Raw genomic sequence first — 12463 nt, forward strand, 5'->3', positions numbered from 1 at the left:
CACCGCAGCCGGCCACCCGACAATGATCTACCCCTCGCGTCGCCAGTTGGCGATGTCCCAGTACGGACTGGTCCAGGAAGTCGGGTCATATCCGGTCAGGTTGGAGGCCGCTGCGGTGAGGCCCTGGGGGAGAACCAGTGGAATCTCGACGTAGTCGTTGACCGAGATGTCGTTCATCGCGATGAATAGCTCGTTCTGCGTGTCGGGATTCATCTCGGATTTGGCCTGCTCGTGGAGCTTGTCGTACTCCGGGTTCGAGTATCGCGTGACGTTGATCCCACTCCAGTTATTGGATTTCTGGCTGATGCCGGATGTCGCGTATCGTCGCATATAGCCAATCGGGTAGAGGCTATCGGGCGCGTAGGTAAAGATCTCCAGGTCGGCGTAGAACTTCGTGTAGGTGTCGGGGTTGCCGGCATCCGCCGAGAAGAAGACAGCAGCGTCGATCGACTTCAGCTCGACATCGAAGCCGACCTGTGTGAGGTACTGCTTGATGACCTCCTGCGCCTTCTGGCGTGTTGCAGTTACCGATGTCTGGAACAGCAGCTTGAATCCTGCCGCCTCGGGAATGGCCGATAGCAATTCCTTGGCCTTGTCGGGGTTGAACTCCCACGTGGTGTTGGGGGAGACGAAGCGCTTCGGAGCAGCGAGATTGTTCGAGACTGGCTTCGCGCCATTGCCGTAGATCTCTGCCGCCAGCACGTCGCGTGGGATACAGAGAGCGATAGCCTGGCGCGCGTCCTTGTTCTTGAACAGCGGGTGCTCGGTCCCTGGCTCGGCGCGAGCGCCGTCGACCTCCGCGCGCGGATCCGCGAACTGAACTGCGACACGATCGCCAGTAATAGCATCGCGCCGGGTCAGCTTGCCGGCCTTCTCCTTCTCCAGCTCGGCCACCACTTTGGGGTCGCCGCCCGCGCCCCAGGCCCAGTCGGCCTCGCCGGTCTGCAACACCGCGCGTGTTGCGGCAAGCGCGTCGCCGCCACCCTTCAGCTCGACCTTATCGAAGAACGGCTTGCCTGCTTCCCAGTAGCCCTCGTAGCGGTTGTAGAGCACAACATCGCCCGGGCGGAACTCGGTGACCATAAACGGGCCAGTCCCGACCGGCTTGAGGTTGGCGCTCGCGTTGCGCGACTCCGTGCCCATGAACTCCCGGAAGATATGCTCCGGCAGGATCATGCCGTTGCGCCCGGTAAATACTTCGAAGCCTGCCGGGTTCGGCTTGGAGAATGTGATTCCCACCGTGTAGTCATCGGGGGTGTCAATTGAGGCAATCGAGGCGAACACGTTCCTGGTAACTGCGGCAGTTTCCGGATCCGACGCGTACTCCCAGGTGAACTTGACGTCCTTCGAGGTGAATGGCGTGCCATCGTGCCAGGTCACGTCCTTGCGCAGGTTCCAGGTGACCGAAAGGCCATCGTCGCTCACGTTGCCGTTCGCAACTGTTGGAAACTCGGTTGCCAGGATCGGCACGGCCTTGCCATCGAAATCGAAGTCCGCCAGCGGCTGATAGGCGACGCGGGAGGCGTCGTAGTCCTTGTAGCCGGTCGCCAGATGCGGGTTCAGCATCGTCGGCGCCTGCCACTGAAGAATACGGAGCAACCCCCCACCGCCGGCCTTGGCGGCCGGCTCCGCTGTCGGCGATGCCACTTCGGTCGGGGCTACCGGCGCGGCAGCGGTCGGCGAAGCCTCGCCCCCGCCCGATGGCGCAGTCGTTGGCGCGGGCGCAGCCGTGGTCGGCTGCGGCGCCGGTGTCGTCTTCTTCTCGTCATCACCGCCGCATGCCGCCAGCAGCGCCGCGATCGCTGGCGCGCTGAGGCCGAGCGCGACACCACGCCGGAGGAGCGCTCGCCGGTTGAGCCGGCCCGTCTGCGCCTGGCGTAGCAGATCGTCCATCGTGTCGCTGAGATAGTCCGAACGCTTCATCGAGACTCCTTACCCCTGTACCCCCGACGCCGGAATCGAGCGGTTCCGGCGAGCCAACCTGCCCGGACGAGCGGCCATCACTCGTCGAAGAGCCGAAGAATGGATGCCAACGACGCCGGACACAGGAGTCCGGGGCCGAGGCGGGGTTCCGCGCAATACGCGGTCGTGCTGGAAGTCGCGGGCGGGCTCGCATGGTCCGCAGAATGGCCAGTGCCGGCAGTCATCGCCGGGCCACCACGTCGCCATTCACGCAACCCGGCAGCTGTTGCTCCTCGGATGGCGGCTCGCTGTCGAGCGCGCCGAGGATCTGCCAGATGCGGTTCGCAGCAGGGTATGCGTGTCTGCCATGGTATGTCAAGAGTCCTGGGCAACATTCGCGTGAGTCACGAAACGGGGATATCAACCCACCGAGACAGCAGCCAGCGCCGGCCACTCTTGCTCGAGGATCGCGTAGACAAGCGTGTCCCACCAGCGCTCGTGGAACCATTGATGCTGGTGAAAGTGGCCCTCGCGGCGCATGCCGAGCTTCTCCAGCACACGAATCGAGCCAGAATTCTCGGAGATGCATTCGGCCCAGATTCGATGCAGCTGAAGGTCCTGGAATCCGAAGCGCAGAATCGATGCAGCCGCCTCGGTCGCGTAGCCAAGGCCCCAGAATGCGGGATTCAGCTCGTACCCGATATTCGCCTCACGAACCGCCGGGTCGTTGATTCGGATACCGCAGTTGCCGATCATCGTGCCGCTCGCTCGCTCGACAATGGCAAGTTGCCAGGCCAGACGAGGATCGTCCCCCTGAGCGGCAACGAAGCGATCGACCAGCACACGGACGAATGCCCCAGCGTTGTCGCGTTCGGGATAGAAGCGGGCGTAGCGTGGATCGGCCCAGTAGTGAGCCATCGCCTGCCAGTCGTGAGGCACAAACTCACGCAACGTGAGCCGCTCGGTCTCGATCTGCACAGCCCGTCCACTCCGTCTCGCACATGAACGCGTCTGGGACTCAGTTTGCCATCATCCGACACGGACTGACCGCGGCGTAGCAGGCGATCTGCGTACAATCGGCGACAGGAAGAGACGGAAGGGGTCGCACTATGGCAGGAATACTGGATGGACGGATCGTGCTGGTGACAGGCGGCACCGGGTCGCTGGGCAGCGGAGTGTTGCCGGTGCTCGCCCGCGAGGGAGCAACGGTTGTGACCACCGCGCACCGGCCGACGCCGTCCGCAACGGAGGGGATCGAGGTCGAGGTCGCCGATCTGCTGTCGCCGGGCACGGCCGAACCGCTGGTTGAACGGATCATCGCCCGGCATGGTCGTATCGACGCGCTCGTCTGCCTCGTCGGCGGGTTTCACGGCGCTACGTTCATCCAGACGGACAATCAGACCTGGCGCGAGCTGGTCGAGCTGAACGTCCAGACCGCGGTGTCGGTAATCCGCGCCGCGCTGCCGGGCATGGTCGAGCGCGACTACGGCCGCATCGTCACCATCGGCGCTCGCTCTGCCGTCAACCCATCGCCGAATACGGCTGCCTACGCGGCAGCAAAGGCATCGGTCATCGCGTTTACCGGCTCACTGGGCCGGGAGCTCCGTCGGACCGGTGTGACGGTCAACTGTGTCCTGCCGGAGACAATCGACACCCCGCAGAACCGCGAGGCAATGCCGAAGGCAAACCCGGATAACTGGATCAAGCCGGCGCAGATCGGCGAGGTGATCGCGTTTCTTTGCAGCGAGCCGGCCGGGGTCATCCGGGGGGCAGCCATTCCCGTCGAGTAACGCCTACTTCCACTCCTCGCGCAGCTTCGGGATCAGCCCTTCGGCGACTGGCTTGAAATCGGCGATATCGTCGGGAATGTGGAAGAGGAAGTCGGTGATGCCGAGCGCGCGAAGTGACGCGAGCTTCTCGCGCTGTTCGGCCTCGGGCTTACTGATGAAATCGGCCGCGAGTGTGGTCGAACGGCGAATCTCCAGCGGGTCGCGGCCAAGCCTGGCGCAGGCATCCTCGAGCCGCGTCACGCGTTCTCGATATTGTGCTTCGTCGGAGAAGTTGTTGTCCCACCAATCGGCATGACGCGCGATGATTCCCAGCATCCGTTCGCCCGAGCCGCCAATGACGACCGGCAGATGGGGCTTGCCGTTTCGCTGCTGAATCGGCTTCGGGAAGAACGGCGCTTCGCGGAGCTGGTAGTACTTGCCGTCGTAGTTCGCATACTCCTCGGTCTGGAGCAGCTCGAAAACCTCGAGCGCCTCGGCGAGCATCGAAACGCGCACGCCGTCTCGTGGGAACTCGATGCCGTACATCTCGTGCTCGCCGCCAAACCAGGCAGCGCCAACCCCGAGCAGACAGCGTCCATTCGAGATGTGGTCGACAGTCACCGCCGACTTGAGCACGAGGCCGGGATTGCGATAGGTGATGCCGGTTACCATCGGGCCGATCAACACGTTACTGGTCGCCTCGGCGAGGCCGGCCAGCAACGTCCAGCCGTCCATATTCGGGCCCGTGCGCGGATCGGTCAGCGGGATGATATGGTCGAAGACCCAGGCGGACTCCAGCCCCCAGGCATCGGCCGCCTGGAAGGCACGCTTGAGATCCGCCCAGGTGCGATGATGCTGGCTACAACGCAGGCCGAACCGGATCGATGGGGTTGTCGCAGTCATCAGAAGCTTCTCCTTGATGCACTTCCTCGCGTCGGAAGATCGGTCACAACTGTTGCAGAGTCGCGGCCAGGCGTCCAGAGCCCGCTCGCGCGCCAGAGGATGACGACTGAATACGCACTGCAACCGAAGGGAGTGCGATCGATGCGAGCAATGATCCTCCGCGAGGCCGGCCAGCCACTGGAGCTCGCGGAGCTGCCGGACCCGACGCCTGAAGCCGGCCAGGTGCTGATCCGCGTCCACGCCTGCGGCATTTGCCGGACCGACCTGCACATCGTCGACGGTGAGTTGACCGAGCCAAAGCTGCCGCTCGTGCCAGGGCATCAGATCGTCGGGACGGTCGTCGCGGCCGGCTCCGGCGTCACCCGCGACTGGCCAGGCGAGCGGGTGGGAGTGCCGTGGCTGGGCAGCACCGATGGAACCTGCGGCTACTGCCTGAGCGGACGAGAGAATCTCTGCGATAACGCCCGGTTCACCGGCTACGATATCGACGGCGGCTATGCCGAGCTGGCGGTCGCCGACGAGCGCTTCACATTTCCCATCCCCGAGGAGTTCGACGATCTCGCCGCCGCGCCCCTGCTCTGCGCCGGGCTGATCGGCTACCGAGCGCTCCGAAAGACCGGGGAGGCACGCCGGCTGGGGCTTTATGGTTTCGGCGCAGCGGCGCACATCGTCACTCAGGTAGCTGTCTGGCAGGGGCGCGAGGTCTACGCTTTCACCCGCCCCGGTGACGAGGCCAGCCAGCAGTTTGCCCGCTCACTCGGCGCGCTCTGGGCCGGCGGATCCGACGAGCGACCGGTTGAGCTGGACGCCGCGATCATCTTCGCGCCGGCCGGCGACCTCGTGCCCACCGCGCTTCGAGCGCTGGCGAAGGGAGGAGTCGTCGTGTGCGCCGGGATTCACATGAGCGACATCCCCAGCTTCCCATATGACATTCTCTGGGGTGAGCGCGAAATCCGCTCGATCGCCAATCTGACCCGGCAGGATGGTGAGGAGTTCCTGGCCATCGCGCCACGTGTCCCAATCCGGACCGACGTAACGACGTATCCTCTGGAGCAGGCCAACGAGGCGCTGGCTGACCTCCGGGCCGGCCGATTTCAGGGGGCGGCAGTGCTACTGGTGGGTGGCTGACCACGAGCGACAATCGCCGGCGGGTTGCGCTGAGGCTTCAGCAAGATCCGTTACCTGCCATCTGCTCGGAGCGTTATATCGAGTGATACGGCTGGCACGGCTGAAGGAAAGCAGGTCAAGATGTCACGCGGAGGATCCCGATCCCGCGTCCTCGCCCGCCTGGCGCTGGCGCTATTGTTGGCGATCATCACGATCGGGCCGGCGCTGACCGTCGCGCCGCAGAACGTCGCGGCCGCCGAGGTGCTGACAGTTCGCAAGTTCGACACAACCGAGAAGGTCATGGCGCTCACGTTCGACGCAGGATCCGATACTGGCTATGCGAAGCAGATCCTCGACACACTGGCGAGCAAGGATGTCAAGGCGTCGTTCGGGATGACCGGTGTCTGGGCGCAGGCGAACCCCGATCTCGTCCGTCGGATGGTCAACGACGGGCATCAGCTGATCAATCACTCGTGGGACCACCCGCACTTCCCGCAGATCTCCTCCGCCGAGCGGGCCAGTCAGCTCAGCCGAACCGAGGATCTCGTCCATTCTCAGACCGGCGTCTGGATGAAGCCGTACTTCCGCCCACCGTATGGTGAGTACAACCAATCGACACTCAACGACCTGGCGGCGAACGGTTACACGGTTAGCGTGATGTGGACGACCGACACGATGGGCTGGAACGGCGCGACCAGCAGCCAGATCGTCCAGAAGACGCTCGACCAGGCAACGCCGGGCGGGATCGTGCTGATGCACGTCGGCGCAGCCTCGCAGGACGCAGCGGCGCTGCCGGCGATGATCGACCAGCTCCGCGCGCGCGGCTATCGTTTCCAGACGGTGCGCGACTTCATCGCGCCGACGTCACGCTACTTCCCCGAAACAGGCCACACCGTCTCGGGCAACTTCCTGCGTTACTGGAACGGCTTCGGTGGGCTGGCCAGCTTCGGCTTTCCGATCTCCGATGTGTTCACGCGCGATGGCGTCCAGATGCAGTACTTCGAGCGGGTGCGGATGGAGCTGCATCCGGGGGTCTGGCCGGCGCGCTACGACGTGCTGCTCGGCCTGCTGGGCGTCCAGCTAACGGCGGGCCGCGGAGGTGAAAAGCCATTCCAGCGAATCGTGGCATCGTCCGACGCGAACTGTAACTTCTACCAGCCAACTGGCCACCGACTCTGCTTCGGCTTCCGCGACTACTGGGTGTCTCACGGTGGACTGGAGATCTTCGGATATCCGATCAGCGAGGAGTTCCAGGAGCGCAACCGGGAAACGGGCGACGTCTACACCGTCCAGTACTTCGAACGCGCCCGCTTCGAGTATCACCCGGAGAATCGCCCCCCGTGGAACGTCCTCGGCGGCCACCTGGGGCGTCAGGCGATGGACGCTGGGTACTAATCAACAACCAGCGCATGGTGACGGGCCACGACCCCACAAGTCCCGTCGTCATGCGCTGGGATCAACGCAGGAGATGGCGGCAGGCACGACGACGGTTCGGTCGACGTGGGTTGAGAACAGGGCCGGAATCTCGCTTCACAAGGACCGGCGTCTGTCGAGCGTGCCGGATCGATCAGTCGCATCACGATCGCCGACCGGAACAGACGAGTGCTGAATGCGTCGCCAGAAGGCGACACCGACGTCGTTGCGGCGGTCGTCATCATCCTCGGGAGATCACCAGCCGACTATTCCCGCTGGCGCGGGTCGAGCGCGTCACGCAACCCGTCGCCCAGCAGGTTGAAGGCGAGGACAGTGATCGTGATCATGATCCCCGGCGCGATGGCCATATGCGGGTAGATTTCCAGGTACTGTCGCGCCGAGGACAGGTCGCCACCCCACGACGGCGTCGGCGGCTGGACGCCGAGACCAAGAAATGACAACGCTGCCTCGAGGATAATGATGCCGCCGACGCCGAGCGTCGCGATGACGATGACCGGCCCAAGCACGTTCGGCACGACATGGCGCCAGATGATACGCGCGTTGGTCGCCCCGGCTGCGCGTGCCGACTGGATGAAGTCACGCTCTCGCAGACTGAGAACATCGGCTCGCACGAGCCGGGCATACGACGCCCAGACGCTAACGCCGATGACGATGATCGTCGTCTTCAGGCTGGGAGAGAAGACAGCGGAGAGCGTCACAAGCAGCACCAGAAGCGGGAACGCCATCAGTGTGTCAACGATACGGGAGAGCACGGTGTCGATCGTGCCGCCGAAGAAGCCTGCGGATGCTCCCACTGCGACGCCGATGACGACCGAGATGAGGGTTGATAGCAGTCCGACCAGCAGAGCGACCCGCGTCCCATAGATCGTACGACTCAGCACATCGCGGCCGATTCCGTCGAATCCGAGCGGGTGCGACCACGACGGCGCCTCGCCCATCCGGGAAGTATCGACCTTCTCCGGAGAGTACGGCGCCAGGACTGGCGCAAAAATGGCAATCAGGATCAGCAGGAGGATGAGGAATGTCCCGGCCAGACCCGGTCGATAGCGCTTGAACCGCCGCCACGAGCGCGACAGCTCCGACTGTCGCCCCCGGCCGCGGTCCGACGCCGAAGCACTCTCCGCCAGTGTCCCTTCCGTTGGCCTCATGACCATGCGCGGCCCCTCCGGCGCATCCCGCCATTTCACTCCGCGTTAGCGAATGCGAATGCGCGGGTCCACGTACGCGTACATCAGGTCGGTCAGGATGTTCATCACCACAACGACGAGGCTCGAGATCAATACGATCGCCTGAATAACCTGGTAATCGAGCCGGAAGACCGAGTCAATGAACAACCGACCCAACCCTGGCATACCGAAGACCGTCTCGACGACGATCGTGCCGCTGAGCATAAAGGCCAGTCGCAGGCCCAGGACGGTGATAACCGGCAGCAGGGCGTTGCGCACCACGTGTCGCAGGACGATGACGAACTCGGACAGCCCCTTGGACCGCGCCGTCGTCACATAATCCTGGCGCAGAATCTCCAGTGTCGCGCCACGTGTCAGCCGTGCCAGCAACGCCGTTTCCTGCGCTGAAAGGACCGCGACTGGCAGGATGAAGTTCTTCCAGCTCTGGGTGCCATTCGGTGGCAGCCAGCCCAGCTTCAATGAAAACAGAATGATCAGCATCAGCGAAATCCAGAAGGACGGCAGCGCTACGCCCAGCGTCGAACCGACGGCGGCGACATAGTCGAAGATCGAGTTCCGTCGAATCGCAGCCAGGATGCCCACTGGAATAGCGATAATCGTGGACAGCAAGAACGACGCCGCGTTCAGCTTGATGGTTACCCCGGCAGCCTGGCGCACCATCGTGCTGACCGGCACGCTCGTGCGCACAACCGACTTCCCGAAGTCGCCCCGCGCGATGTTGCCGGCCCAGGTGAAGTACTGCTCGTACCACGGCCGATCGAGGCCCCACTTGTGCTTGATCTGATCGATCTGCTCCTGGGAGACACGCGCCTGTCCGACCATCACATCAATCGGATTTCCTGGCGCGATCTGCATAATGCCGAACGTTACGATGCTGACCAGAAAGATCACCAGCAGGCCGTGAAGCGAGCGGCGTATCAGGTAGGCGACCATCGCGCAACCTCACTGCTCATCAGAGAAAAGGTCGGTCACTGCGATCCCGGCCGGCAGAATCCGGCCGGGACCGAGCGCCGTCGCCACGATTACGCCTTGGAACTATCCAACGACTCATCGATCCAGAACTTGTACACGTTCGCGTAGTAGAAGGTCGAGTTATTGGCGTGCTTCGGCCGCCCCTGGATGCGCTTGTTCCAGACGCCGATGTCCTCCCAGAACATGATGTAGAGGAAAGGAACGTCTTCCGCGATTATCGCCTGGATCTCTTTGTATATGCGCTGTCGCTCAGTCGGATCGACCGTGTGGACGCCGTCATCGAGGAGCTTGTCCATCTCCGGGTTGCGGTAGCTGGAGAAGTTCCGCGACGCGTCGGAGCGCAGGGTCGTGCGGGCGTCCGGCTCGGAGACGCCGTAGGTCCAGTTGAACAACGACGCGTCAAGGGTCCCCTTCGGCAGCCCATCGAGAATTGTGGCAACCGGCTTCTCGTCGATCTGCATGTCGATACCGATCGCCTTCAGATCCTGCTGAACAACCTCTGCCTCTGGTCGTCGCCGCTGGTCGCCGGTAATGACGGTACAGGTGAAGGTGAGCTTGACGCCGTTCTTTTCGCGAATGCCATCCGAGCCGGGCGCGTAGCCGGCGTCGTCCAGCAGCTTCTTGGCCGCGTCCGGATTGTGGTCGTACTTCGTCACGTCGGGGTTGTAAAAGAACACAACCGCTGGCGACAGGTTTGCGGTCGCCTTGACGGCCAATCCTTTCTCCAGATCATTGATCAGACGATCACGGTCAATCGCCGTCATCATCGCCTGGCGCACAACCTTGTCGGAAAGCGACGGCTTCTGGTTGTTGAGTGGGAAGTGATTCACCGCCGTGCCGGCCGCACGGTTGACGTCGAACTTCGCCTCCTGAATGAACTTGAGGTTGTCCTCTGCCTGGACCGGCCAGACGGCGAAGTCGGACTTGCCAGTACGTAGCGCAATCGCCCGCACCGATCCCTCCGGGACGACCTCCTCGCGGTAGGTGTCGATATTGGCTCGACCGCCCCAGTAGTTGTCATACGCTTCGAGAGTCGTCTGCTCGGCTGCGACCCATTCCTTCAGCTTGAATGGCCCAGTGCCAGTCGCCTGGCTGGTGTAGTTATCCTTGCCGGTCTTGCTCTGGATATGTTCGGGCACCAGCATCATGGCCGGCATCACGCCAGCCAGGAACGCGGCATTGACCTTGGTCATATTGATGACTATTGTCGTGTCGTCCGGCGTCTCGACGTCACCAACTTCCGCGAAGTCAGAGCCCATCACCGCTGCATTCGCTGGATCCTTGTACCAATCGACGTTGTACTTGGCATCCTTGGACGTGAGCGGCTGGCCATCCTGCCAGGTGACACCGGAGTGCATCTTGAAGGTGTATTTTGTGCCGTCCGGCGCGGCCTCGTAGCTCTCGGCCAGGATCGGAACGATCTGGTAGTCATAATCGAGGTCGATCAGTGGCTCGTGGATTGCCCGGATCATAACATAGTGGACGGTCGGTCCCTGGTCGTCGGGGTGCAGCGAGGCGATTTCCTGATGGCCCTGGACGACCATCGTGCCGCCCTTGATCGGGGTTCCGGCGCCGCCGCCCGCCTCAGGACTGGCGCTGGTCGTCGGGGACGCGCTCCCTCCGCCGCCTCCGGTGCCGGTCGTCGGCACGACCCCCTGGGTGGCGGTCGGTCGCGCTTCGCTCGGGGTCGAGGTTGCCGCTTTCTCGTTACTGCTTCCGCCACACGCCGCCAATAGCGACGCCACCACCGGGACACTGACCGTAATCACGGCGCCCCGTTTGAGTACATCACGCCGGCTGACGGGCACGCCGTTACTGAGAATGCCCTGTAGCCGAGACATCGTGTCCATGTCGAGCACCCTTCCCTACACACCACACCACGACGACGAGCCACGGTGGGCGCGACTAACCACGCCGGAGCAAACTATGACCGGATCGCCATTCGCCCGACGGCGAACCACCGAGCATTGGACGACTTTGTGCGTCCCGTGGATCACACAATAGCGTATGACACCGCCGGCCACAATACTGCACTGGTCTTTCTACCTTCGCCCCCATGGTCGGGCAGCCAGCCAGCGACCGTCATGACTGCTCTGGCAAGAATTCTGCTACCGTACTTACACCATCGACAATCACAGCGGAGGAAGATGCAAGATGTGCTACACGGACGACGCCCGACCACCACTGCCGCCAGTCTCTGGCGGGAGCATCGCCGCTAGCGGCGACCTGACGCTTGAGGCAAGCGACGGCAACCGGTTCATGGCCTACGCAGCCCAGGCAGCCCAGCCGGGCGGCGCGGGCGTCGTGATCCTGCCGGATGTCCGCGGGCTCTTCGCGTTCTACAAGGAGCTTGCCGACCAGTTCGCGACCGCCGGAATCCACGCGGTCGCCTTCGACTACTTCGGCCGCACCGCCGAGACTGACAATCGCGACGAGGGCTTCGCCTTCCGCCCGCACGTCGAGCAGACGACGCCAGAGGGCGTCGACGCCGACGTAGCAGCAGCAATCGCGCACGTCAGGACGCCGGACGGTGGGGCAGCCGAGCGGGTCTTCACTGTCGGATTCTGCTTCGGCGGGGCCGCCTCGTGGCGTCAATCGGCTACTCAGCCCGGTTTGGCCGGCGCAATCGGGTTCTACGGCGTGCCGGAGCGCGTCCGACCGTACCTCGACCGGATGGCCGCGCCACTGTTGCTGCTGGTGGCCGGGGCCGACTTCACGCCGGTTGAGGAGTTCGAGCGCTTCGACGGCGAGCTGAGCGAGGCCGGCGTGCCGCACACGATGGTCGTCTACGATGGCGCGCCGCACTCCTTCTTCGACCGCACGTTCCACGAACACGCCGCCGCCTGCGAGGACGCCTGGAAGCAGATACTCGGCTTTATCGGCGATCCGCCAACGCGCGGGTGAGCACGGTGGGTAAACTCCACCGGTAGAATCCATCGCACCCGTGGGCGACTGGCCCCGTGGGCTGCGGCGCTGATCGATCCTCCTGAATTCGCGATTGCGCCCATCGGCGCATTGCGGTCCGGCCACGCCTGGGTGGGACGGCTGGCGTGTTCGGCGCGCTATTGCATGACTGCTGGCGCTGGACGGCACATCGGCGCGATCGCAGCGTGACACAATGGCGTCTGAGTGATTCATGATAATTGGGATTCAGTACGTCGAGCGATTGGCCACGCAACGGCCGAGTGG

10 protein-coding genes are annotated in these 12463 nt (G+C 63.7%); 4 read left to right on the top strand and 6 right to left on the bottom strand.

Annotation, left to right across the window (positions count from 1 at the left end):
* Positions 1 to 27: 27 nt before the first annotated feature.
* Positions 28 to 1923 (bottom strand): peptide ABC transporter substrate-binding protein, encoded by a 1896-nt coding sequence (locus tag V9F06_12360; protein MEI2618397.1) that lies wholly within the window; start codon positions 1921 to 1923, stop codon positions 28 to 30.
* Between the two features lie 399 nt (positions 1924 to 2322).
* Entirely contained in the window at positions 2323 to 2880 is a 558-nt protein-coding gene (locus tag V9F06_12365; protein ID MEI2618398.1) for a GNAT family protein, read from the bottom strand.
* Between the two features lie 131 nt (positions 2881 to 3011).
* On the opposite strand from V9F06_12365, the gene V9F06_12370 reads away from it, so the two are divergent.
* Complete coding sequence (locus V9F06_12370; GenBank protein ID MEI2618399.1) at positions 3012 to 3692, top strand: SDR family NAD(P)-dependent oxidoreductase; 681 nt, start codon at positions 3012 to 3014, stop codon at positions 3690 to 3692.
* 3 nt (positions 3693 to 3695) lie between these two features.
* Here the strand turns inward: V9F06_12370 and V9F06_12375 are convergent, their stop codons facing one another.
* Positions 3696 to 4574, bottom strand: a complete 879-nt coding sequence (locus V9F06_12375; GenBank protein ID MEI2618400.1) for an LLM class flavin-dependent oxidoreductase — start codon at positions 4572 to 4574, stop codon at positions 3696 to 3698.
* 141 nt (positions 4575 to 4715) lie between these two features.
* Here V9F06_12375 and V9F06_12380 point away from each other — a divergent pair, with 141 nt between their 5' ends.
* Entirely contained in the window at positions 4716 to 5702 is a 987-nt protein-coding gene (locus tag V9F06_12380; protein MEI2618401.1) for a zinc-dependent alcohol dehydrogenase family protein, read from the top strand.
* A gap of 120 nt (positions 5703 to 5822) precedes the next feature.
* Complete coding sequence (locus V9F06_12385; protein MEI2618402.1) at positions 5823 to 7076, top strand: polysaccharide deacetylase family protein; 1254 nt, start codon at positions 5823 to 5825, stop codon at positions 7074 to 7076.
* A gap of 284 nt (positions 7077 to 7360) precedes the next feature.
* On the opposite strand, the gene V9F06_12390 is transcribed toward V9F06_12385, so the two are convergent.
* The 3 genes from V9F06_12390 to V9F06_12400 form a co-directional block, all read right to left on the bottom strand.
* The gene (locus tag V9F06_12390; protein MEI2618403.1) at positions 7361 to 8263 is read right to left on the bottom strand and encodes an ABC transporter permease; all 903 of its coding nucleotides are present in this window, start codon (positions 8261 to 8263) and stop codon (positions 7361 to 7363) included.
* A 45-nt stretch (positions 8264 to 8308) separates the two neighbouring features.
* The gene (locus V9F06_12395) at positions 8309 to 9235 is read right to left on the bottom strand and encodes an ABC transporter permease (GenBank protein ID MEI2618404.1); all 927 of its coding nucleotides are present in this window, start codon (positions 9233 to 9235) and stop codon (positions 8309 to 8311) included.
* An 89-nt stretch (positions 9236 to 9324) separates the two neighbouring features.
* A complete protein-coding gene (locus V9F06_12400) occupies positions 9325 to 11124 on the bottom strand; it encodes an ABC transporter substrate-binding protein (GenBank protein ID MEI2618405.1) in 1800 nt (599 codons plus the stop codon).
* Positions 11125 to 11428: 304 nt separating this feature from the next.
* Between V9F06_12400 and V9F06_12405 the strand changes: the two genes are divergently transcribed.
* The gene (locus V9F06_12405) at positions 11429 to 12178 is read left to right on the top strand and encodes a dienelactone hydrolase family protein (GenBank protein ID MEI2618406.1); all 750 of its coding nucleotides are present in this window, start codon (positions 11429 to 11431) and stop codon (positions 12176 to 12178) included.
* The last annotated feature ends 285 nt before the right edge of the window (positions 12179 to 12463 follow it).

It is taken from the genome of Thermomicrobiales bacterium (genome assembly GCA_037045155.1).
In the GTDB taxonomy this organism is placed as follows: Bacteria; Chloroflexota; Chloroflexia; order Thermomicrobiales; family CFX8; genus JAMLIA01.

Coding starts and splice junctions, on each gene's coding strand:
- V9F06_12360 (MEI2618397.1), bottom strand. CDS start 1,923: ATGAAGCGTTCGGACTATCTCAGCGACACGATGGACGATCTGCTACGC.
- V9F06_12370 (MEI2618399.1), top strand. CDS start 3,012: ATGGCAGGAATACTGGATGGACGGATCGTGCTGGTGACAGGCGGCACC.
- V9F06_12375 (MEI2618400.1), bottom strand. CDS start 4,574: ATGACTGCGACAACCCCATCGATCCGGTTCGGCCTGCGTTGTAGCCAG.
- V9F06_12380 (MEI2618401.1), top strand. CDS start 4,716: ATGCGAGCAATGATCCTCCGCGAGGCCGGCCAGCCACTGGAGCTCGCG.
- V9F06_12385 (MEI2618402.1), top strand. CDS start 5,823: ATGTCACGCGGAGGATCCCGATCCCGCGTCCTCGCCCGCCTGGCGCTG.
- V9F06_12390 (MEI2618403.1), bottom strand. CDS start 8,263: ATGAGGCCAACGGAAGGGACACTGGCGGAGAGTGCTTCGGCGTCGGAC.
- V9F06_12395 (MEI2618404.1), bottom strand. CDS start 9,235: ATGGTCGCCTACCTGATACGCCGCTCGCTTCACGGCCTGCTGGTGATC.
- V9F06_12400 (MEI2618405.1), bottom strand. CDS start 11,124: ATGGACACGATGTCTCGGCTACAGGGCATTCTCAGTAACGGCGTGCCC.
- V9F06_12405 (MEI2618406.1), top strand. CDS start 11,429: ATGTGCTACACGGACGACGCCCGACCACCACTGCCGCCAGTCTCTGGC.